General features: G+C 65.6%; 17 protein-coding genes. 8 read left to right on the forward strand and 9 right to left on the reverse strand.

What is annotated here, in order from left to right:
- Positions 1 to 16: 16 nt before the first annotated feature.
- The 6 genes from ABIB54_RS05330 to ABIB54_RS05355 form a co-directional block, all read right to left on the reverse strand.
- Positions 17 to 1,240 carry a type II secretion system F family protein gene (locus tag ABIB54_RS05330; protein ID WP_354574470.1) on the reverse strand — a complete coding sequence of 408 codons (1,224 nt, stop codon included), beginning with the start codon at positions 1,238 to 1,240 and terminating at the stop codon, positions 17 to 19.
- A complete protein-coding gene (locus ABIB54_RS05335) occupies positions 1,240 to 3,021 on the reverse strand; it encodes a type IV pilus twitching motility protein PilT (RefSeq protein WP_354574471.1) in 1,782 nt (593 codons plus the stop codon). The genes ABIB54_RS05330 and ABIB54_RS05335 overlap by 1 nt, the downstream gene beginning before the upstream one ends.
- A gap of 64 nt (positions 3,022 to 3,085) precedes the next feature.
- Positions 3,086 to 4,756: a GspE/PulE family protein gene (locus ABIB54_RS05340; RefSeq protein WP_354574472.1), complete on the reverse strand. Its 1,671-nt coding sequence runs from the start codon at positions 4,754 to 4,756 to the stop codon at positions 3,086 to 3,088.
- A 318-nt stretch (positions 4,757 to 5,074) separates the two neighbouring features.
- Positions 5,075 to 8,956 carry a DNA-directed RNA polymerase subunit beta' gene (locus ABIB54_RS05345; protein WP_354574473.1) on the reverse strand — a complete coding sequence of 1,294 codons (3,882 nt, stop codon included), beginning with the start codon at positions 8,954 to 8,956 and terminating at the stop codon, positions 5,075 to 5,077.
- Between the two features lie 69 nt (positions 8,957 to 9,025).
- Positions 9,026 to 12,535, reverse strand: coding sequence for a DNA-directed RNA polymerase subunit beta (gene rpoB / locus ABIB54_RS05350; protein ID WP_354574474.1), 3,510 nt, complete (start codon positions 12,533 to 12,535; stop codon positions 9,026 to 9,028).
- Between the two features lie 313 nt (positions 12,536 to 12,848).
- A complete protein-coding gene (locus ABIB54_RS05355; RefSeq protein ID WP_354574475.1) occupies positions 12,849 to 13,208 on the reverse strand; it encodes a group I truncated hemoglobin in 360 nt (119 codons plus the stop codon).
- Positions 13,209 to 13,356: 148 nt separating this feature from the next.
- On the opposite strand from ABIB54_RS05355, the gene ABIB54_RS05360 reads away from it, so the two are divergent.
- Genes ABIB54_RS05360 through ABIB54_RS05375 form a run of 4 tightly spaced genes read left to right on the forward strand, consistent with a single transcriptional unit; the run spans position 13,357 to position 16,358 of the window.
- Positions 13,357 to 14,220, forward strand: a complete 864-nt coding sequence (locus tag ABIB54_RS05360; RefSeq protein WP_354574476.1) for a spermidine synthase — start codon at positions 13,357 to 13,359, stop codon at positions 14,218 to 14,220.
- A 36-nt stretch (positions 14,221 to 14,256) separates the two neighbouring features.
- Positions 14,257 to 15,378, forward strand: coding sequence for a PQQ-dependent sugar dehydrogenase (locus ABIB54_RS05365; RefSeq protein WP_354574477.1), 1,122 nt, complete (start codon positions 14,257 to 14,259; stop codon positions 15,376 to 15,378).
- Between the two features lie 10 nt (positions 15,379 to 15,388).
- A complete protein-coding gene (locus ABIB54_RS05370; protein ID WP_354574478.1) occupies positions 15,389 to 15,901 on the forward strand; it encodes a hypothetical protein in 513 nt (170 codons plus the stop codon).
- Entirely contained in the window at positions 15,894 to 16,358 is a 465-nt protein-coding gene (locus ABIB54_RS05375) for a SprT-like domain-containing protein (protein WP_354574479.1), read from the forward strand. The genes ABIB54_RS05370 and ABIB54_RS05375 overlap by 8 nt, the downstream gene beginning before the upstream one ends.
- Positions 16,359 to 16,415: 57 nt before the next feature.
- Here the strand turns inward: ABIB54_RS05375 and ABIB54_RS05380 are convergent, their stop codons facing one another.
- On the reverse strand, positions 16,416 to 16,826 hold the full coding sequence (locus ABIB54_RS05380; RefSeq protein WP_354574480.1) for an SRPBCC domain-containing protein: 411 nt from the start codon (positions 16,824 to 16,826) through the stop codon (positions 16,416 to 16,418).
- A 49-nt stretch (positions 16,827 to 16,875) separates the two neighbouring features.
- Between ABIB54_RS05380 and ABIB54_RS05385 the strand changes: the two genes are divergently transcribed.
- The gene (locus ABIB54_RS05385; RefSeq protein ID WP_354574481.1) at positions 16,876 to 17,484 is read left to right on the forward strand and encodes a CGNR zinc finger domain-containing protein; all 609 of its coding nucleotides are present in this window, start codon (positions 16,876 to 16,878) and stop codon (positions 17,482 to 17,484) included.
- 16 nt (positions 17,485 to 17,500) lie between these two features.
- Here the strand turns inward: ABIB54_RS05385 and ABIB54_RS05390 are convergent, their stop codons facing one another.
- Entirely contained in the window at positions 17,501 to 17,806 is a 306-nt protein-coding gene (locus ABIB54_RS05390) for a DUF427 domain-containing protein (protein WP_354574482.1), read from the reverse strand.
- A gap of 89 nt (positions 17,807 to 17,895) precedes the next feature.
- Between ABIB54_RS05390 and ABIB54_RS05395 the strand changes: the two genes are divergently transcribed.
- The 3 genes from ABIB54_RS05395 (at position 17,896) to ABIB54_RS05405 (ending at position 20,738) form a co-directional block, all read left to right on the forward strand.
- Positions 17,896 to 18,375 carry a hypothetical protein gene (locus ABIB54_RS05395; RefSeq protein ID WP_354574483.1) on the forward strand — a complete coding sequence of 160 codons (480 nt, stop codon included), beginning with the start codon at positions 17,896 to 17,898 and terminating at the stop codon, positions 18,373 to 18,375.
- On the forward strand, positions 18,372 to 18,986 hold the full coding sequence (locus ABIB54_RS05400) for a DUF1684 domain-containing protein (protein ID WP_354574484.1): 615 nt from the start codon (positions 18,372 to 18,374) through the stop codon (positions 18,984 to 18,986). Before ABIB54_RS05395 ends, ABIB54_RS05400 begins: the two co-directional genes overlap by 4 nt.
- 210 nt (positions 18,987 to 19,196) lie before the next feature.
- On the forward strand, positions 19,197 to 20,738 hold the full coding sequence (locus ABIB54_RS05405) for a DEAD/DEAH box helicase (RefSeq protein WP_354574485.1): 1,542 nt from the start codon (positions 19,197 to 19,199) through the stop codon (positions 20,736 to 20,738).
- Between the two features lie 179 nt (positions 20,739 to 20,917).
- On the opposite strand, the gene ABIB54_RS05410 is transcribed toward ABIB54_RS05405, so the two are convergent.
- On the reverse strand, positions 20,918 to 21,457 hold the full coding sequence (locus ABIB54_RS05410; protein WP_354574486.1) for an NUDIX hydrolase family protein: 540 nt from the start codon (positions 21,455 to 21,457) through the stop codon (positions 20,918 to 20,920).
- Positions 21,458 to 21,802 lie beyond the last annotated feature (345 nt).

The following is a 21,802-nucleotide window of genomic DNA, read 5'->3' on the forward strand; positions in this document are numbered from 1 at the left end:
ATCGGAGCGACTGAGGCTATTTGTTGATCTGGTTGAAGATGGTGAAGATCGGCATGTACAGAGCCACGATCATGCCGCCGATGATGGTTCCGATCACCGCGATCATCAGGGGCTCGATCAGCGACGTGAGAGCTTCCGCGGTGCTCTGCACCTCTTCTTCGTAGAAGTCTGCGACTTTGGTCAGCATGATCTCCAGGGCGCCGGAGTCCTCCCCGACCGCGATCATCTGCACGACCATCGAGGGGAAGATCGGTTGGGACGCGAGCGGTGCGGCAATCGAATTACCCGTGCGCACCGACTCCTGCACCTTCTTCAGGCCGTCTTCGATGACCCAGTTGCCGGAGGTCTCTCCCACGATGCTGAGGGACTGCAGGATAGGCACACCGGCGGCGATCATGGCTGAGAAGTTGCGGGTGAATCGAGCGACGGCGACCTTCGCGAAGAGCCCTCCGAACACCGGGAGCTTGAGCTTGAGCGGATCCGTGATGCTGCGGACCTTGTCGTTCTCCTTGTTGAACTTCCACCAGATGTTGAAGCCGACAATCGAGACCACCAGGAGTGGGAAGATCCAGATCATGTTCTGGGACAGGGTCACGAGTATCTGGGTGGGCAGCGGAAGCTGGCCGCCCAGGCTCGAGAACATAGCCTGGAACACCGGCACGATGAAGATGAGCATGGCAATGACGGCCACGAAGGCCATGATCAGCACCGCGGTCGGGTAGGTGAGCGCGGACTTGATGGTCGCGCGCAGTTTTACGTCGGATTCGAAGTTGTTCGCGATCGACTCGAGCGCTCCGTCGAGGAATCCGCCGGTCTCACCGGCTCTCACGAGGTGGATCATGAGCCTCGGGAAGACCCGGGGGAACTTGGCGAAGCTCGCGGACAACGAAGAACCACCCTCGATGTCTGCGCGCACCTCTCCGAGCGTCTCGGCGAGGGCCTTGTTTTCGGTCTGCTCGGCGAGAATGGTGAGCGTGCGCAGCAGCGAGAGTCCGGCAGCGATCATGGTCGCCATCTGACGGCTCATGATGGCGAGGTCCTTGAGCCCCACTCCCTTGCTGAGGAACTTGATCTCCATGTTGAGACCGGTGCCCTCTTTGGACTCCTCGATCGAGGTCGGCGAGACCCCCATCGAGCGCAGACGCATCGCCGCGTTCGACTCGGTGGATGCTTCGAGCCGGCCCTTGACGACCTTGCCCTGGGCATCCCGGCCCTTGTAGGCGTAGGCGAGAGTGGCCATTATTCACCGATCTTTCTCGAGTAGGCGTCCTTGAAGTCGATTCCGGTGGCTGCCATCGCCTGGGCCGCGACATCCGTCGCGCTCTCTTTGCGATGGATGAGCTGCTTCAGCGATTCGGCATCCTGCGCCTTCTCGATCGCGGCGGCCACCGTGATCGTGCCCGCATTGGCCAGATCGGCGAGGTGCGAGTCCATGGTGTGCATGCCGTGGTCACGGCCGGCCTGCATCGCGGAGGCGATCTGGTAGGTCTTTCCCTCACGGATGAGGTTGTTGATGGCCGGCGTGGCGATGAGGATCTCGGTTGCCACCACTCGGCCGGATCCGCTCGCCTTCTTCACCAGCGTCTGGCAGACGACACCCTGCAGAACGGCGGCGAGCTGGGACCGCACCTGGCCCTGCTGGTGCGGGGGGAACACATCGATGATGCGGTCGATGGTCTGCGCCGCGTCCTGGGTGTGGAGCGTCGCGAACACGAGGTGTCCGGTCTCCGCAGCCGTGAGCGCCACCGAGATCGTCTCGAGGTCTCGAAGCTCACCGATCAGGATGACGTCGGGGTCCTGCCGAAGCACGTGCTTGAGCGCGGCCTGGAAGCTGTGCGTATCGGGACCGACCTCGCGCTGATTAACCAGCGACTTGTGGTTCTTGTGCATGAACTCGATCGGGTCTTCCACCGTGACGATGTGGTCGGCGCGAGTGCGGTTCACCAGGTCGATGAGCGCGGCGAGCGTGGTGGACTTTCCCGAACCGGTCGGGCCGGTCACGAGCACGAGGCCACGCGGGAGCTTGGCGAATCTGCCGATGGTCTCGGGCACGCCGAGGTCCTTCAGCTGCTTGATCTCGGTGGGGATGAGTCGGAAGGCGGCCCCCATCGAGTTGCGCTGCTGGTAGATGTTGACGCGGAATCGGGCGTTGGCCGAGAGCGTGTACGCCAGGTCGAGCTCGAGCTCCTTGTCGAAGGCGATGCGCTGCTCCGGGGTGAGGATGCTGAGCAACGCCGAGGTGACCTTCGCCCGGTTCCAGACCGAGGTACCGCCCACCTGCCGAAGCACGCCGTCGACTCGGATGGTCGGCGGTGCATTGACCGTGACGTGGAGGTCGGATGCTCCCGAGTAGAGCACGTCGGTGAGAGCGGCGATGAGATCGGCGTCGACGTTGAGCCGGGGAGAAGAATTGCCCTCTCCCGCGGTGGGCTCCTCGAAGAACGGCGAATCGTCCTCGTCTTGCTCGTCGTCGAGGTCGTAGGTCGATGCCGACCCGGAGGTGATATCGGCCAGTGCCTGCTCGAGCAATGTGCTGGTCTCCGAGGGAGCCGAATGCGGCGTCGGTGCGGCGACTACGGGAGCCGGCGCTTCGAAGAGGTCGTAGGCGGGAGGCTGGGTGGGAGCTTCATAGCTGTGCGAAACAGTGGGCGGCGGAGCGGCGGCATACGCGGGAGGCGAATAGGCGGTCGCGGCGCTGGCGGGCGGCACGATCGTGAGGTCCCAGGCATCCGGCTCCGCGGTCGGGGAGTAGGCTCCGGCCACCGGGGCGACCCCGAAAGGCGAGGTCCCCGCGACCGGGGGCGCGAGGTCGGGCGTGTGGCGATGCGGCTGGCTGGTGAAGAACTCCTCCGGCGGAAGCTGGCCGGCGGGTTCGACGTATTCCGGAGCCGCGTAGGTCGGGGCCGCGTAGCCCAGCGGATCCGCGTTCATCGCGGCCGCGTCGGCGGCGGCCTGCGCGGCGCGGCGCGGCGACAGGATCGGCGTGATGTTGCCCACCGGAATCTCATACGGCTGGTTCATTCGGATTTCCCCCTTGGTACAAAGTGCGAACCGCGACCCCCTCGGACGCGGAAACAGGTGTGAGTTAGGCGACCACGCGCAGAATCTCTTCGATCGAGGTGAGACCCATCTGGGCCTTCGACCAGCCATCCTGCCGAAGCGTGAGCATGCCCTCGGCCATCGCGACGCTCTTGATCTCAGCGCTGGAGGCACGACGCACGGCCATGCGCTCGATTTCCTCGCTGACCGCCATGATCTCGTGGATCGCGATGCGTCCGCGGTAGCCGGTGTTCGAGCAGACCGAGCATCCGATCGGCTGGTGGAGTGTCGGAACCGGCTGTTCGGGATCGATGTAGAAACCGAAGGCGGCCATCTCGGTGGCGACCGGCGTGTAAGGCTCCTTGCAGCGATCGCAGAGACGCCTCGCGAGTCGCTGGGCCACCACGGAATCGAGTGCGGAACCGACGAGGAACGGCTCGATCTCCATCTCGATGAGACGGGTGATCGCACTTGGCGCGTCGTTGGTGTGAAGGGTCGACAGCACGAGGTGGCCGGTGAGCGAGGCTTCGATGGCGATCTGCGCGGTCTCGTGGTCGCGGATCTCACCGAGCAGCACGACATCCGGGTCGGATCGCAGGATCGACCGGAGGGCGCTGGCGAAAGTCAGACCCGCTTTCGGGTTCACCTGCACCTGGTTGATTCCCGCCATGCGGTATTCCACCGGGTCTTCGACGGTGATCACGTTGATCTCGGGCTTCGCCACGGTGTTGAGAGTCGTATACAGGGTTGTCGACTTGCCGGATCCCGTCGGCCCGGTCACAAGGATCATGCCGTAGGGCTTCGTGTACGACTTCTTGTAGACGTCGAAGTTGCGCTTCAACAGCCCGAGGTCGTCGAGGCTCATGCTTGACCCCGAGTTGTCGAGGATTCGCATGACGACCTTCTCGCCCCACACCGTGGGGAGGGTCGCGACGCGCAGGTCGATCTTTCTCCCGGCGTGGATGACGGAGAGGCGGCCATCCTGAGGTTTGCGTCGCTCGGCTATGTCGATATCGCTCATGATCTTGAGGCGGGAGATCACGCCGTTCTGGATCTGCTTGGGCGCGCGTTGCATCTCGTGCAGCACGCCGTCGATGCGGTACCGCACGCGCATCTCGTGTTCTGCCGGCTCGATGTGGATGTCCGAGGCGCGGTCCTGGATGGCCTGGCTGATGAGCAGGTTGACGAACCGCACGATCGGCGCGTCGTCTTCGAAGGATTCGCTTCCCACCGGCACCATGTCGGCGGAGGGCTTGACCTCCTCCTCGAGCGCGGTGGTGAGGTCGCTGAGCTCTCCGTCGGCGCGAAGAAGGCGATTCATGGCGTTGCGGAGATCGCCGCGTTCGGCGACGACCGCGTTCACCCGCATCCGTGTTGCTGCTCGGATGTCGTCGAGGGCGAAGACGTCGCCGGGGTTCGCCATTGCCACGGTGATCGTGTCTCCGGCAACCGACAGCGGCAGCAGATCGTGGCGACGGCAGAGGGTGGCGGAGACGAGCGAGACCGCGGTGCGGTCGATGGGGAAGTCGACGAGTTCCACGAAGGGCAGCCCGGCTTGTGCGGCACGTGCTGACGCGACCTGGACGTCGGTGAGCACTCCCTTGTCGATCAGGTTGATGATCTGGAGTTCATCGGTGGCGGGGTCTCCACTGATGTCGTCGAGACTCTCGATCGGCATGAGGCCACGGATGATCAGGATCTCAGCAACTGAAGACATTCCCGCGCCCTTTCTGTTCTCGTTGACCGGGAAGGCGCAAACGAAAGTAGGACGATCCCCCCGGAAATTCCACGCTATAGGCGCGGCGGGAGCAAACACAGTCCCGCGATAGGGGGGCACGGCGTGGTTGACCGCGAACGCCCCCTCTCCGTAGTAGGGCGTGTCCGGCCGCGCCGCACGGTCGAGATGCCACTAACTGCTCTCACGCCCGCCGGGGAGGACACATTGTGGCGTCTCGAGGGGGATGGGGGGAGAGCGGGGAGCTGGAACGACGGATGGCCCCTCACCGTGGTGAGGGGCCATCCGTCTAGCAGGTGCTTAGTTGTAGGTACCCGGCGTGTAGTCGTCCGACGAGAAGCTGTCGAAGTCGACGAACGAGAGGTCCGCCTCCGAGAACACCGAGTCATCAGTGAAGATGCGGTTCGGGTAGCGCTCGGCCTTCGCCTCTTCCGTCGCCTCGACGGAGACGTTGCGGTACTTCGGCAGGCCGGTTCCGGCAGGAATCAGCTTTCCGATGATCACGTTCTCCTTCAGGCCCATCAGCGGGTCGGACTTGCCCTCCATGGCGGCCTGCGTGAGAACACGCGTGGTCTCCTGGAACGACGCGGCCGACAGCCACGACTCGGTCGCGAGGGATGCCTTGGTGATACCCATGACCTCCTGGCGAGCGGATGCGGTCTTCTTGCCCTCGGTGAGCGCGGAGCGGTTGAGCTCGTTGTACTTGAGGCGGTCGACGAGTTCACCCGGAAGCAGCCCGGTGTCACCGTGGTCGACGACAGTCACCTTGCGGAGCATCTGGCGAACGATGACCTCGATGTGCTTGTCGTGGATCGGCACACCCTGCGAGCGGTAGACGCCCTGAACACCGCTGACGAGGTGGATCTGAACGGCACGGACACCGCGGACTCGAAGGACTTCCTTCGGGTCGATGGCGCCGACGTGCAGCTGCTGTCCGAGCTCGACGTGCTGTCCGTCCTCTACGAGGAGGGTCGCGCGCTTGAGCACCGGGTAGGCGATCGGCTCGTCACCGTTGTCGGGGGTCAGGATCAGCTTGCGGCTGCGGTCCGTGTCCTCGATCGTGATGCGACCGGCGGCCTCGGCGATCGGGGACGCACCCTTGGGGGTGCGGGCCTCGAACAGCTCGGTGACGCGCGGCAGACCCTGGGTGATGTCATCCGCGGATGCCACACCACCGGTGTGGAAGGTACGCATCGTGAGCTGCGTTCCGGGCTCACCGATCGACTGGGCCGCGATGATGCCGACGGCCTCTCCGATGTCGACGAGCTTTCCGGTGGCGAGCGAACGGCCGTAGCAGGTCGCACACACACCGACAGCGGACTCACACGTGAGCACCGAACGCACCTTGATGTTGTGAACACCGGCGGCGAGCAGGGTGTCGAGCAGCACGTCTCCGACGTCAGCACCGGCCTGGGCGATGACTTCGCCCTTGTCGTTGACGGCGTCAGCGGCGAGGCTGCGAGCGTAGACCGAGTTCTCGACGTTGACGTCCAGCGACCAGTTGCCTGCGGCATCCTGAACGGCGATCGGCATGTCGAGGCCCTTGGTGGTGCCACAGTCGTCCTCGCGGATGATGACATCCTGCGACACGTCGACGAGTCGACGCGTCAGGTACCCGGAGTCTGCGGTGCGAAGCGCCGTGTCGGCCAGTCCCTTGCGAGCACCGTGAGTCGCGATGAAGTACTCGGCGACCGAGAGTCCTTCGCGGTAGCTCGAGATGATCGGGCGGGGGATGATCTCACCCTTCGGGTTCGACACGAGTCCACGCATACCGGCGATCTGGCGAACCTGCATCCAGTTACCACGGGCACCGGAAGTGACCATGCGGTTGATGGTGTTGTCGGCCGGCATGTTGTCTTCCATCGCCTTGGCGACTTCGGCCGTTGCCTTGTTCCAGATCTCGATGAGCTCCTGACGACGCTCGGCGTCGGTCGTGAGGCCCTTCTCGAACTGGGTCTGAACCTTCGTGGCCTGCTTCTCGTAGCCCTCGATGATCTGACGCTTGTTCGGCGGGGTGAGCACGTCGCTGAGCGCTACGGTCACACCGCTTCGGGATGCCCAGTGGAATCCGGCGTCCTTGATGCGGTCGAGTGCTGCGGCGACCTCCACCTTGGGGTACCGCTCGGCGAGATCGTTGACGATCGCGGAGAGCTGGCCCTTGTCGGCGACGGCCTCGACGTAGGGGTAGTCCGCCGGAAGGGTCTCGTTGAAGATGGCCCGACCGAGGCTCGTGTTCACGAGCACCGGCTTGCCCGCTTCGAAGCCGTCCGGCTCCTGGCCTTCGGCGAAGACGACATCCGACAGGCGGATGCGCACCTTCGCGTTCAGGTCGACCGAGTGCTGGTCGTGAGCGAGGATCGCCTCGGCGATCGAGGAGAACGCGCGGCCTTCGCCGACGACGCCTTCCTTGAGCGTGGTGAGGTGGTGCAGACCGATGATCATGTCCTGCGTCGGCAGCGTGACCGGGCGGCCGTCGGAGGGCTTCAGGATGTTGTTCGACGCGAGCATCAGGATGCGCGCCTCGGCCTGGGCCTCGACCGACAGCGGAAGGTGCACAGCCATCTGGTCACCGTCGAAGTCGGCGTTGAATGCCGCACAGACGAGGGGGTGAAGCTGGATGGCCTTGCCCTCGACGAGCTGAGGCTCGAACGCCTGGATACCCAGGCGGTGAAGGGTGGGTGCACGGTTCAGCAGCACGGGGCGCTCGCGGATGATCTCCTCGAGCACGTCCCACACCTGCGGACGCGAACGCTCGACCATGCGCTTGGCGCTCTTGATGTTCTGAGCGTGGCTGAGGTCGATGAGGCGCTTGATCACGAACGGCTTGAACAGCTCGAGTGCCATCTGCTTGGGCAGACCACACTGGTGGAGCTTGAGCTGTGGTCCGACGATGATGACCGAACGACCGGAGTAGTCGACGCGCTTTCCGAGCAGGTTCTGGCGGAAACGACCCTGCTTTCCCTTGAGCATGTCGCTCAGGGACTTCAGCGCTCGGTTGCCGGTACCGGTGACGGGGCGACCGCGGCGACCGTTGTCGAACAGTGCGTCGACGGCCTCCTGCAGCATCCGCTTCTCGTTGTTCACGATGATCTCGGGGGCACCGAGGTCGAGCAGGCGACGCAGGCGGTTGTTGCGGTTGATCACACGACGATAGAGGTCGTTGAGGTCGGAGGTCGCGAAACGTCCACCGTCGAGCTGCACCATCGGGCGCAGCTCCGGCGGGATGACCGGCACGACTTCGAGCACCATGGCGGCCGGCGAGTTGCCGGTCTGGAGGAAGGAGTTGACGACGCGCAGTCGCTTGATCGCGCGGATCTTCTTCTGGCCCTTGCCGTTGGCGATCTGGTCGTGCAGGTCGTCGCTCTCGGTCGCGAGGTCGAAGGCCTGGAGACGCTTCTGGATGGCCTCGGCGCCCATGTAGGCCTCGAAGTACACCCCGAAACGGTCCTGAAGGTCGTGGAAGACCGCGTCCTCCGGCTTGAGGTCGCCGACCTTGAGGCTGCGGAAGTCATCCCACACGCGCTCGAGCTGGGCGATCTGCTCGTCGAAGGACTTGCGGGCCTGGCCCATCTCCTTCTCGGCGACGTCCTTGGTGCGACGCTTCTGGTCGGCCTTCGCACCCTCTTCTTCAAGGGCGGCGAGGTCGGTCTCGAGGCGCTGCAGGCGGTCGGCGATGCGGGCATCGCGCTGGCTCTCCAGCTCCTTGATCTCGAGGCGGATCTCGTTCTCGAGTCCGGGCATGTCGTCGTGACGGCCCTCCTCGTCGACGGAGATGACCATGTAGGCAGCGAAGTAGATGACCTTCTCGAGGTCCTTCGGAGCCATGTCGAGCAGGTAGCCCAAGCGCGACGGAACGCCCTTGAAGTACCAGATGTGGGTGACCGGGGCGGCGAGCTCGATGTGGCCCATGCGCTCACGGCGCACCGACGACTTCGTGACCTCTACGCCACAGCGCTCACAGACGATTCCTTTGAAGCGCACGCGCTTGTACTTGCCGCACGAGCACTCCCAGTCACGGCTCGGTCCGAAGATCTGCTCTCCGAAGAGGCCGTCCTTCTCTGGCTTGAGCGTGCGGTAGTTGATCGTTTCGGGCTTCTTGACTTCACCGTGCGACCAGCGACGGATGTCGTCAGCGGTTGCGAGGCCGATACGAAGCTCATCGAACGTTGTTACGTCGAGCAATTTTTCTCCTACTTTAGAAAAACTTTGAAAATGGGTGTCGGGGTTCGAGACCAAAGAGCCTTAGCGGGCTCAGATGTCGTCGATCGACGAGTTCTCGAAGCGGGTGGAGATGTTGATGCCCAGCTCCTCGGCGGCACGGAAGACCTCGTCGTCCGTGTCGCGCAGGCTCACTGCCGTGCCATCCGCCGAAAGGACTTCGACGTTGAGGCACAGCGACTGCATCTCCTTGATGAGCACCTTGAAGCTCTCGGGGATACCCGGCTCCTGGATGTTCTCACCCTTGACGATGGCCTCGTACACCTTGACTCGACCGAGGATGTCGTCCGACTTGATCGTCAGAAGCTCCTGCAGGGCGTAAGCGGCGCCATAGGCCTCGAGGGCCCAGACCTCCATCTCACCGAATCGCTGTCCACCGAACTGCGCCTTACCACCCAGCGGCTGCTGCGTGATCATCGAGTACGGACCCGTCGAGCGTGCGTGGATCTTGTCGTCGACGAGGTGGTGGAGCTTGAGGATGTACATGTAACCGACCGACACCGGCTGCGGGAACGGCTCGCCGGAGCGGCCGTCGAACAGCTGAGCCTTACCGGAGGAACCGATGAGGCGGTCGCCGTCGCGGGTCGGGGTCGTGGAGTCGAGAAGACCCTCGATCTCGGCCTCGAGCGCGCCGTCGAACACCGGGGTCGCGACCTTGGTGCCCGGAGCGGCCGACTTGGCCTCCTCGGAGATCTTGGCGGCCCACTTCGGGTTGCCCTTGATGTCCCAGCCCTGCTTTGCAACCCATCCGAGGTGCGTCTCGAGCACCTGGCCGAAGTTCATTCGACCGGGGATACCGAGCGGGTTCAGGATGATGTCGACCGGGGTTCCATCGGCGAGGAACGGCATGTCTTCGACCGGGAGGATCTTGGAGATGACGCCCTTGTTGCCGTGACGGCCGGCGAGCTTGTCGCCCTCGGTGATCTTGCGCTTCTGGGCGATGAACACGACAACGCGCTGGTTGACGCCAGAGCCGAGCTCGTCGTCACCGTCCTGCGAGTCGAACACCTTGACGCCGATGATCGTTCCGGCCTCACCGTGAGGAACCTTGAGCGAGGTGTCGCGCACCTCGCGGCTCTTCTCGTTGAAGATGGCGCGCAGCAGGCGCTCCTCGGCGGAGAGCTCGGTCTCGCCCTTCGGCGTGACCTTTCCGACCAGGATGTCGCCGGGGCGCACCTCGGCACCGATGCGGATGATGCCGCGCTCGTCCAGGTCTGCAAGCAGCTCCGGGCTCACGTTCGGAAGGTCGCGCGTGATCTCTTCCTTGCCGAGCTTGGTGTCGCGGGCATCGACCTCGTACTCCTCGATGTGAATCGAGGAGAGGGTGTCGTCCTTCACCAGGTTCTGGCTCAGGATCATCGCGTCCTCGAAGTTGTAGCCCTCCCACGGCATGAATGCCACGAGCAGGTTCTTTCCGAGGGCGAGTTCGCCGTTCTCCGTCGCGGGGCCATCGGCCAGAACCTGGCCGACCTCGATGCGGTCGCCCGCACTGACGATGACGCGGTTGTTGTACGAGGTGCCCTGGTTCGAGCGGTTGAACTTGCGCAGGTAGTAGTCCTGCGTTCCACCGGCGTCGAGCTGGATGGTGACGACGTCGGCCGAGACCTCGGAGACGACACCCGCGGCATCCGCGGTGATCACGTCTCCGGCGTCGATGGCCGCGTAGCCCTCCATGCCGGTACCGACGAGCGGCGACTCGCTGCGCAGCAGCGGCACGGCCTGGCGCTGCATGTTCGCACCCATGAGGGCGCGGTTCGCATCGTCGTGCTCGAGGAACGGGATGAGCGAGGTCGCGACCGACACCATCTGGCGCGGCGAGACATCCATGTAGCCGATCTCGTCGATGAGGAAGAGGTCGACCTCTCCCCCCTTCTTACGAGCAAGCACGCGGGGCTCCGCGAAGTGGGCGTCGGGGGTGAGCGGTGCGTTGGCCTGCGCCACCACGTACTCGTCCTCTTCGCTCGCCGTGAGGTAGTCGATGGTCTCGGAGACCACGCCGTTGATGACGCGTCGGTAGGGGGTCTCGATGAAACCGAAGGAGTTGATGCGCGCGAACGATGCGAGCGAACCGATCAGGCCGATGTTCGGGCCTTCCGGGGTCTCGATCGGGCACATGCGTCCGTAGTGGGAGGGGTGAACGTCTCGCACCTCGACGCCGGCACGCTCACGGGACAGACCACCCGGGCCGAGAGCACTGAGACGGCGCTTGTGGGTGAGACCCGCGAGCGGGTTGTTCTGGTCCATGAACTGAGACAGCTGCGAGGTACCGAAGAACTCCTTGATCGCGGCGACGACGGGGCGCACGTTGATCAGGGTCTGCGGGGTAATCGCTTCGATGTCCTGCGTGGTCATGCGCTCGCGAACGACGCGCTCCATGCGGGAGAGACCGGTGCGCACCTGGTTCTGGATGAGCTCACCGACCGCGCGGATGCGACGGTTGCCGAAGTGGTCGATGTCGTCCACGTCGAGGCGGAGCTCCACCGGCTTGCCATCGCGGATGCCCGGGAGCGTCTTCTGCTCGTCGTGCAGGGCGACCAGGTACTTGATCGTCGCGAGGATGTCCTGCTGGCTGAGCACGGAGTTCGACAGCTGCGCGTCGATACCGAGCTTGCGGTTGATCTTGTAACGACCGACCTTCGCCAGGTCGTAGCGCTTGGAATTGAAGTAGAAGTTGTCGAGGAGCGCACGCGCTGCCTCGGCGGCGACCTGCTCTCCCGGACGGAGCTTGCGGTAGATGTCCTTGAGCGCCTCATCCTTCGTGAGGATGTTGTCCTTCTCGAGCGTCAACTCGATGGACGCGAAGCCCTTGAACTCCTCGAGGATCTCCTCGCTGGTGAGGCCGAGGGCCTTGAGGAACACGGTGACCGACTGCTTGCGCTTGCGGTCGATGCGCACGCCGACCTGGTCGCGCTTGTCGATCTCGAACTCGAGCCAGGCACCACGGCTCGGAATGATGCGAGCGGAGTAGATGTCCTTGTCGGAGGTCTTCTCCTGCTGGCGCTCGAAGTACACGCCGGGCGAACGAACGAGCTGGGAGACGACGACACGCTCGGTGCCGTTGATGACGAAGGTGCCCTTGGGGGTCATGAGCGGGAAGTCGCCCATGAAGACGGTCTGGGTCTTGATCTCACCCGTGAGGTGGTTCATGAACTCGGCCTCGACGTACAGCGGCGCGGAGAAGGTCTTGCCCTTCTCCTTGCACTCGTCGATCGAGTACTTCTTCTCTTCGAGGAAGGGGTTCGTGAACGAGAGCTGCATGGTCTCGCCCAGGTCCTCGATCGGAGAGATCTCTTCGAAGATCTCCTCGAGGCCGGTGAGTGCCGGAAGGTCTTGGCGACCGGAGGCTTTTGCCTCGGCAGCGCGTTCCTTCCAGAGGTCGTTCCCGACGAGCCAGTCGAAGCTCTCCGTCTGGAGTGCGAGAAGATCGGGAACTGTCAGCGTGTCGGTGATCTTCGCGAACGAGAGGCGCTCAGCTGAGCGTCCGTTCTTGGGAGATCCCTTTTTCGACGAGTTCGTGGTGGATGCGTTGCGAGCAGCAGCCAAGGAAATAACCTCCGGTGGGCGGTATTACGCGCCCCATTGCCTAATTTGGGAGTTCAGTCGGTGATGAGTGGCGCTCCAGGGGTGTGCTCGAAAGTGAACGAGCGCAGCCGACCGCAATATGAAGGCAGAGATTTCCTGGGAGCGCAAAGAACCACTATAGGCCGGAATTGGTCACAAGTGCAAGTCGATTCTTGACCAATTTCACAAAAGCGAGTATAAACACCGCATTCTGTCGAATCGGGGGGCTCGGACGGCGGATCTGACGGCCAACGGAAGGCTGCGGGAAGGCCGGTGGCGGGCTCGCCCCGCGAACTCAGCTCTCGACGTCGACGATCACCGGCCGCAACTGCGAAAGCCGGGCATTCACCCGGCGGATGTTCTCCGGAGCGGCGCCAACTTCCTCGAGCGACTCCCCCAGCCTGAGGACCAGGCGGTCGAAGGCCTCGCCGGTGACCCGGAGACCCGCGTGGGCATGACGCATGCTCCTGCCCTCATAGCGCTCCGGGCCGTCGAGCGCGACGGTGAGGTAGGCGTGCAGGTGGAACTGGAGTCGGTGACTGTCAATGACAGAGAACCAGGGCGACAGGAGTTCGTCGGCGCTGACCCGCTGCCAGTAGTCGGAGACGACCGCGGCGATAGCGGCGTCTCCGCCGATCTCGTCGTACAGCTTCATGGAATTCCCCGGATCGATTCGATTACGAGAGTCATTCTCATACAAAAGTGAAGATCTCGACAATTCCCCCTAACAAGGGCTCCCCCAACAAGGGCTCCCCGAACGAGGTACCCTCCCGGCGACGCAGCGAGTGTGGCAGGGTCGTGGGGTGACCGAACATCCCTCCGCGATCCTCAAACTCAGCGGCTATCGTGCGGTGATCGAGCCCGATCGCTGGGTTCCGGGCAGCTTCACCCTCATCGTCGATGGAACCCCGCAGTCGCACGTGAACCTCGAGGATCCGAGCCAGCTGTTCTTCGAATACATCCAGCGCATCGGGCATGTGATCGACCAGCTGGGGATGCCGGGCGAACCGCTCACCGCCCTGCACCTGGGTGCCGGGGCGTTCACCCTTCCGCGCTACATCGAGGCGACCCGCCCGGGATCCCGCCAGCAGGTCGTGGAGATCGAGACCGACCTCGTCGACCTCGTTCGCGCCCACCTGCCCTTGCCGCGCACCGCGTCCATCCGGGTGCGGCACGGTGACGCGAGGGAGGTGCTCGGCAAACTCCCGGGCGGACTCCGCGGCGAGGTCGACCTGCTGGTCGTGGATGTCTTCAGCGGCGCCCGCACGCCGGCCCATGTGACGAGTCTCGAGTTCTACCGGGAGGCGGTTGCGCTGCTGAAGCCCGATGGCGTGATCGTGGCGAACGTCGCCGACGGCCCCGGACTCGCCTTCGCCCGCGGCCAGGCCGCCACCATGCTCGCCGCCACCGGACACGTCGCCGCCCTCGCCGAAACCCAGATCCTCAAGGGGCGCCGCTTCGGCAACGTGGTGATGGTTGGCTCGCGCGAACCACTGCCCATGGACTGGATGCCGCGACTCCTGGCCGGCGGACCGCATCCCTCCAAGGTGGTGGAGGGGGCCGAGCTGCGCAACTGGATCGCGGGAGCCTCGATCGTCACCGACGACACTGCGGTGCAATCGCCTCCCCCGGCCAAGAACATCTTCCAGGTGGGCAACCGCGACTGACGTGAGATTGCCAGCGAATCGGTTCAGACTCGAGAGATGATGCGCCAGACACTGCCTCTCGCTGTGGCTTCGCTCCTCGTGCTCGCGGGCTGCGCTGAAGTCTCGGAGCCGCGCGATGGTCCATCGACCGCCCCGGCGGCTTCCCCACCGGCCGGCAGCGTTCGCCCCGTCGGCGAGCCGAGGGTGCTGGCGACCGGGCTCGCATCACCGTGGTCGATCGTGCGCCTCGGGGACGCCGATTCCACCCTGATCAGCGAACGGGATTCCGGCACCGTGGTGGAACGGCTGCCATCGGGCAGACTCCGCGACGTCGGTGTCGTGCAGGGCGTCGTGCATGCCGGCGAAGGCGGCCTGCTCGGCCTCGCGGTGCCGCCCGCGTCGTCCGGTTCGGCACGCTGGCTCTACGCCTATCTCACGACGGCCACGGACAACCGCATCGTGCGGATGCCCCTGGCCGGGGAATCCGGCTCGTACCGCCTCGGCGATCCGACCCCGATCCTCACCGGGCTCGCCAAGGCCGGCAACCATGACGGCGGTCGCATCGCCTTCGGACCGGATGGCATGCTCTACGCCACCGTCGGTGACGCCGGTCAACCCAGCCGCGCCCAGGATCCGGCCTCCCTCAACGGAAAGATCCTGCGGATGACCCCCACCGGCGGCGTGCCCCGGGACAACCCGAGCAGCGCCTCCCTCGTCTATTCGCTCGGACACCGCAACCCCCAGGGCATCGCCTGGGACGCGGATGGGCAGCTCTGGGCCGCCGAGTTCGGCCAGAACACCTGGGACGAATTCAACCGGATCGAACCGGGCGGCAACTACGGCTGGCCGGTCGTGGAGGGAATCGGGTCGAAGAGCGGATTCATCGATCCGCTCTACCAGTGGCCTACCGCCGATGCCAGCCCGAGCGGACTCGCCTTCGCGGGCGGAACCTTCTTTCTGGCGGCGCTGAGGGGGGAACGACTCTGGGCGATCAACCCGGGAAGCACCATCACCGCGCAGCCCTACTTCACCGGCGATCTCGGACGGTTGAGGGATGCCGTTGCCGGCCCGGACGGATCGCTCTGGGTGCTCACGAACAACACCGACGGGCGCGGAACACCGGGCGAGGGCGACGACAAACTCGTGGAAGTGCGACTGGATGTCTCTCGCGCGGGTTAATCTCGAAGAGATGATTACCGGCTACGACCCCGAGACCCTGCGAGAGCACGTCGACCGTGCCCTCGTCGAATCCCGACTCGCCGAACTCGGCAACGGGCGCAGCACTGCTGCGCTCGGGGAGAAGGCCGAGCTGCTGCGCCTGCTCGGCAGGCACGGCGAGGCACTCGTGGCCGCCGAACAGGCCTTTCGACTCGCCCACTTCAGCGGGGATCGCGAACAGCTCACCGCCGCCCGCCTGCGGCGAGCGCGCATCTTCCAGTACCAGGGTGAACTCGACCGGGCCCTTGCCGAGATGACGGCCGTGCGGGCCACGGCCGCCCTCGAAGAATGGGCGGCCCTCGAGGGCTCGGCCGCCTACTTCTCGGGGTCCGCCCTGTTCGACCTCGGGCGTTACACGGAATCCCGGGAGGCATTCGCGGCCGCCCTCGACATCCGCACTGGATCGGAAGCACCCGTGTCCGAGGTCGAATCCGCCCGCTTCGCGCTGGAGGTCGCCACGCGACAGGCAGCGGCATTTGGCTGAGCTTCTGCGGGTGCGTCGGTGGGCGGATGCCCTCATCGCCCTGCACCTCGACCCCGCGTGGAGCTTCACGTTCGACTCCGCGAAGACGCGGGCCGGACTCTGCAACTACACCTCGAAGACCATCAGCGTCTCGCGCTATCTCGCCTCGAGATATGAGGACGACGAGATCCACCAGGTGCTGCTGCATGAGGTCGCCCACGCCATCGCCGGCACCCGCGCCGGTCATGGTCCGCGCTGGAAGTCCGTTGCGGCAGACCTCGGATACGAGGGAAACCGCCTGCACGACGGAGCGATCGCCAGCGAACTAGCGCCCTGGGTGGGAGCCTGCCCGGCCGGGCATCTCCATTACCGGTATCGCCGCCCCACCCGCACCCTCGCGTGCGGACGCTGTTCCCGGCGCTTCGACGCCGCCCACACCATCGCCTGGACACAACGCGAGGTGGCGCGGCAGCGCTGACCGCGCGGCGTCCCGCCAGCGGCCGAGAGCCAGCGGCCTAGATTCAGCGGGCGGGACTCAGCGGTCGGGATCGAAGGCGGCCGCAAGGTGCGCCGCGACGTTCTTCCAGTGGCCGAGCATCATCCGTCTCTCCTCGCGGTCGGCGAGACGGTCATGGTGGATGACGATCGTCGTGCCACCGTCCACCTCCTTCACCGAGACCTGGAGGGTGGTCTCGTGGGGCCAGTCCTCCGGCTGCCAGGTGAGACGCAGCTTCGCGTTCTCCGCGTAGGCGCGCACCTCGCCGGCCACACCATCGGCCGTGCGATAGGACTCGCCCTTCACGCGAGGCAGGGTGGTCTCGCCCAACCACAGGGGGAGGCCCTCACCGATGAGGAACTGCCAGGCGACATCGACGCGCGCGGGCACGGTCTGCCGCACCCCGACGTCCCAGCCGGCATCCTTCGTCTTTCCTGGCGTTTCGGTCATTGCTGTCTCCTCCATGAGAGCCAGTCTAGTAACCGACTACATTGGTTACATGTTCACGACTGATGGCCGCCCGACCGGCCAGGAGATGACCCTGGATGACGGCCGGGACTGGTGGTTCGACTCGGGCTCGCTGGCGATCGACTTCGCCTACACCGGGGCGATGACCTCCGACCGGGAGACGCTTCATGCGGCGTCCGACCTCACGGCGTGGCTCACCTCTCGGTTTCCCGAAGTGGTCGACGGCGCGACCGACCGTGACCTTGTCGACGCACGGGCGCTTCGCGGATCGCTCGCGCGCGCGGCTCTCGCCCGAAGCAGCAACACCGAGATCCCGTCCGACGATGTCGACGTGATCAACCTCTTCGCGGCGACCCCGGACATCGCTCCCTCCCTCGTGGGCGGCACGCGCCAGGCCGGACGCTCCCGCGCGAAGGCCAGCCAGGCCCTGTCTGTGCTCGCGCGAGAGGCAGTGGAACTGTTCGCGGCCAACCCCAGCGATCGCATCCGCGAGTGCGCGGCGGATGACTGCGATCTCGTCTTCTACGACGAATCACGTTCCAACAACCGTCGATGGTGTTCGATGCAGCGCTGCGGGAACAGGGCGAAGGTGCGAGCCCACCGGGCCCGCACCTCCGAAGACGCTCCCCCGCCGGAGTGAGGGTGATCGAGCGGGACTAGCTGACCGTTACCTCTTTCCAGAAGGCGACGTAGTTGCTGAAGTCTTTGCCTTCCGTGCGCGCGAAGGCGGTCTCGTAGGGGTGCGGATAGCTCCAGGCGCGATCCTGAAGCAGGGTGTCGCCATCCTTGACGCTGAAGTACTGGCAGGCGCCCTTCCACGGACAGGTGTACGGCGTCGCACTGTCGACGAGGAACTCGCTCTTGACGCTCGACGGGGGGAAGTACCAGTTGCCCTCGATCTTGATGAGCTCGTCTTGCGGAGCGTCGGCAATGACGACGCCATTGAGAATTGCCTGGGTCATGATTCCTCCTGGAGGCTATGGGTGGGTAGTGGGCACAACGCTACGCACGCAACCTGAATTCCCTCAGGCGCCGGTGGCAGACTTGACCGATGCGAATCCTCCTCAAGCTCGTGCTGGACTGCACTCCGGATGCCGCGTGGGACGCCGTGCGCTCCCCCCGGGGCATGCAGCAGGTCTCGGCTCCGTTCTCCACCTTCGAGTCACTCGAACCCGCCGGCTTTCCCGTGTCGTGGTCCGCCGGAGAGCATCCGGTGAAGATCTCGAGCTTCGGCTTGGTGCCCGTCGGAGACCAGGTGATCGGCATCTCCTACCCCGAGCGTGATGACGACGTGCGCGTGCAGGTGGACAACGGCCGCGGACTCAGCGGACCGCTCGCCCTCGTCACGAAGTGGCAGCACTCGATCGCCATCGCTCCGGCGGCCGGCGGCCGCACCCTGTACCGTGACCAGCTGGTCTTCGAGGCTGGATCCCTGACCCCGCTGCTCTGGTTGGGCTACTGGGCGTTCTGGCAGTGGCGCGGCGCCCGCATCCGTTCTCTCGCTCCGACCTGGAAGCCCCGCACGTCATGACCGCCTTCGAGGTCGCCGACTGGCGCCGTCGCGTCTTCGCGCTCTACGCGGAGGTGCGCGCCGCCACGGATCTCTTCGCTGCCCACGACCTGTGGAGGCGGGAACGGGATCGGCTCTTCGCCGAACACCCGTCGTCCCCGCTGCTGCCCGACGACCTCGCCGCCTTCACCGGACTGCCGGTGAAGCCCTATGACCCGGACTGGCGGTTCGAAGTCGCCGTGACGGCGGCCGAGCCCCGGCACATGGACTTCGAGACCGGAACCGACGGCGTCGTGCCCTTCGACCTCATCGGAGTCGCGGATGTCCCCGGCATCGGGCAACTGGACGTCTGGAAGCTCGGCAGCTACGGCGGCGGCATCTTCCTTCCCGTGAAGGATGCCCTCGCCGGGCACCCGGGCGGCACCTACGGCGGCGGACGCTACCTCCTCGACACCATCAAGGGTGCCGATCTCGGCCCCGGCCGAGCTCGCGACTCTCTCGTGCTCGACTTCAACTTCGCCTACAACCCCTCCTGCGCCTATGACCCGGCGTGGGCCTGCCCGCTCGCGCAGGCGGGCAATCGTGTGGCCGTGGAGATCCCCGTCGGCGAACGGTATTCGGGAGTGCACTGACCCCACCTGCTAGAGTTGGGGTACTTGCGAGACCACGAAGGTCTCCCTGCGTCGTTGAACGCTCCCTCTTCTCCCCGTCGCATCACCATTGCGAACGGGTTGTAGACACTTTCTGCGGCGATCGATTGCGGCCATCGTCGCTCTCGCCACTTCACACCCGGGTGTCACAAGCTCGATAGCCGGCGTGTGGTTCTATCCGAAAGCTCCACCATGTCTGAATCCACCTCATCCTTCGGCGCGCTCGGCGTGCCGGCCCCCCTCGTCACGGCCCTGTCCGCGCAGGGGATCGATTCCCCGTTCCCGATCCAGGTCGACACGCTTCCCGACACTCTCTCGGGACGGGACGTGCTCGGCCGCGGAAAGACCGGCAGCGGCAAGACCCTCGCGTTCGCCATCCCGATGATCGCCCGTCTCGGCGGCACGCTTGCTGGCGGCCAGCGTCGCCCGGGACGCCCTCTCGCGCTCATCCTCGCTCCGACCCGCGAGCTCGCCACCCAGATCACCGTTGCGCTCACCCCGCTCGCGGATGTCTACGGACTCAAGTCCGTCACCATCTTCGGCGGCGTCTCGCAGCAGCGCCAGGTCGCGGCGCTCAAGGCCGGTGTCGACATCGTCGTCGCCTGCCCCGGCCGCCTCGAAGACCTCATGAAGCAGGGCTTCGTCTCGCTGGATGCCGTGGAGATCTCGATCCTCGACGAGGCCGACCACATGGCAGACCTCGGCTTCCTTCCCGTGGTCACCCGCATCATGGACAAGACCCCCCAGTCCGGACAGCGCATGCTGTTCAGCGCAACGCTGGACAACGGAGTCGATCGCCTCGTGAAGAAGTACCTCCACAACGAGGTGCTGCACTCGGTCGACGAAGCGACGTCACATGTCAGCGCCATGACACACCATGTGTTCGAGGTCGACTCTGTCGAAGCGAAGAACGAACTGATCAAGAAGCTCGCCTCCGGCACCGGTCGCCGCATCCTCTTCATGCGCACCAAGCACCACGCCAAGAAACTGGCCAAGCAGCTCACCGACGCGGGCATCCCCTCCGTCGACCTGCACGGCAACCTCTCTCAGGTGCAGCGCGATCGCAACCTCGCCTCCTTCGCCGCCGGTGACACCCGGGTGCTCGTGGCGACGGATGTCGCGGCGCGCGGCGTGCACGTGGACGACATCGAACTGGTCATCCATGTCGACCCGCCGGCCGAGCACAAGGCGTACCTGCACCGCTCCGGTCGCACCGCCCGCGCCGGCAAGGAGGGCGAGGTCGTCACGATCGTGCTCCCGACCCAGCGTCGCGACACCGCCGCCCTGCTCAAGAAGGCGGAGATCACCGTGACCCCGCAGCAGGTCTCGGCCGACTCGGCCGCCGTCACCGCCCTCGTCGGTGATGTCGCCGCCTGGGTCAAGCCCGCTCCCCGCGCTGCCGTCCAGGTCCAGGGCGCTCCGCGGGCCCGCTCCGGCGGGCAGCGCCAGTCGCAGGGCGGACGTTCCGCCGGACAGGGTCGCTCACAGGGCGGTTCGCAGGGCGCGAACGCCCAGCGCAAGCGTGCCAACCGCGACGGTGCGCCGGCAGCCGGTGGCTCGCGCAACTTCTACAGCACGGCGAGCGGCGAGGGTGCGTCATCCGGCGCTCCTCGCTCGGGCGGGGCTCCGCGCGGCGGTGCGTCATCCGGTGCCGGCCGTGCCGGATCCGGCGGCGGACTCGTCGGCATGTCACAGGGCGGCGGACGTCGTCGCAGTGGCGGCGGCGGTCGCTAGTCACACGACCTGAAAGGGGCCCTCACACTTCGGTGTTGGGGCCCTTTGTCTTGCTCTCGGGGAGCCGGTGCCACCCTCCGCTCCGCACAATGACAGGGGCGCTCGTGAGTGCGGGCGCTCGCCAGTTCGGGCGCTCGTGAGTTCGGGCGCTCGTGAGCCGGGCCAGCGGGGAAGGGCTCTCAGTACAGTCGACCGACCGAGGCGAGAGCCGCGCGAACGAGCGCGCCGCGCCCGCCCTCCATCTCGGCTGAGACCTCGTCGGAAGCCGCCTCCTGGGGGGTCATCCAGGTGAGTTCGAGGGCATCCTGACGCGGGTCGCAGGTGCCGGTCACCGGCACAACGTAGGCGAGGGATACCGCGTGCTGGCGATCATCGGTGAACTGCGAGCCCGGAAACGGGAAGTACTCTGCGACCGAGAACGGGATGGGGCTCGAGGGCAGCAGCGGAAATGCCATGGGGCCGAGATCCTTCTCGAGATGGCGGAAGAGCGCGTCCCGAAGGCTCTCGCCGTACATCACCCGGCCGGAGACGAGGGTGCGGGTGATCGCGCCGGCGGAGTTGGCGCGCAGCAGGATGCCGACCTGGGTGACCTGGCCGACGCCGTCCACTCGCACGGGCACCGCTTCGACGTAGAGCAGGGGAAGCCGTCGCCGTGTTTCGGCGAGCTCCTCATCGGACAGCCAGCCGGAATTCGGGTCAGGTGTGCCTACGGAGCTCATGCTCCATTGTCACCCCTCCACGACCCTCCGCATGACTGGCGGCACAGCCTGGCTGTGCCGCGGATGACCGGCGATTGCGACAGCGCTCGAGTCGGAGCCGAGAATCAGATCGCCGACGATCGAGAACGGCCACGGCAGGAAGAGACCGCTGCTGCCGACGCTCCCCCGCGAGATGCACGGCGACGCCAATCGACCGGATCACCCCGGCGTTGGGGACGGAGGAGATGATCGAGGTCGCCGAATGCCACTGCGAGGGCCGGCCGGTGTGGGAGGCGACGTTGCTGAGGCCCCGTACCGCCGAGGCGGATGCGCCTCCGGTCGCGTCGCACCCTGGGGACAATCCGC

It is taken from the genome of Frigoribacterium sp. UYMn621 (assembly GCF_040549525.1).
Classification (GTDB): Bacteria; Actinomycetota; Actinomycetes; order Actinomycetales; family Microbacteriaceae; genus Lacisediminihabitans.

Bases quoted from the DNA above. Each gene is read 5' to 3' on its own strand.
- ABIB54_RS05390 (WP_354574482.1), bottom strand. From the start codon at position 17,806: ATGACCCAGGCAATTCTCAATGGCGTCGTCATTGCCGACGCTCCGCAA.
- ABIB54_RS05410 (WP_354574486.1), bottom strand. From the start codon at position 21,457: ATGAGCTCCGTAGGCACACCTGACCCGAATTCCGGCTGGCTGTCCGAT.
- ABIB54_RS05400 (WP_354574484.1), top strand. From the start codon at position 18,372: ATGACCGCCTTCGAGGTCGCCGACTGGCGCCGTCGCGTCTTCGCGCTC.
- ABIB54_RS05340 (WP_354574472.1), bottom strand. From the start codon at position 4,756: ATGTCTTCAGTTGCTGAGATCCTGATCATCCGTGGCCTCATGCCGATC.
- ABIB54_RS05330 (WP_354574470.1), bottom strand. From the start codon at position 1,240: ATGGCCACTCTCGCCTACGCCTACAAGGGCCGGGATGCCCAGGGCAAG.
- ABIB54_RS05380 (WP_354574480.1), bottom strand. From the start codon at position 16,826: ATGACCGAAACGCCAGGAAAGACGAAGGATGCCGGCTGGGACGTCGGG.
- ABIB54_RS05370 (WP_354574478.1), top strand. From the start codon at position 15,389: ATGATTACCGGCTACGACCCCGAGACCCTGCGAGAGCACGTCGACCGT.
- ABIB54_RS05335 (WP_354574471.1), bottom strand. From the start codon at position 3,021: ATGAACCAGCCGTATGAGATTCCGGTGGGCAACATCACGCCGATCCTG.
- ABIB54_RS05365 (WP_354574477.1), top strand. From the start codon at position 14,257: ATGATGCGCCAGACACTGCCTCTCGCTGTGGCTTCGCTCCTCGTGCTC.
- ABIB54_RS05405 (WP_354574485.1), top strand. From the start codon at position 19,197: ATGTCTGAATCCACCTCATCCTTCGGCGCGCTCGGCGTGCCGGCCCCC.
- ABIB54_RS05355 (WP_354574475.1), bottom strand. From the start codon at position 13,208: ATGAAGCTGTACGACGAGATCGGCGGAGACGCCGCTATCGCCGCGGTC.
- ABIB54_RS05385 (WP_354574481.1), top strand. From the start codon at position 16,876: ATGTTCACGACTGATGGCCGCCCGACCGGCCAGGAGATGACCCTGGAT.
- ABIB54_RS05395 (WP_354574483.1), top strand. From the start codon at position 17,896: ATGCGAATCCTCCTCAAGCTCGTGCTGGACTGCACTCCGGATGCCGCG.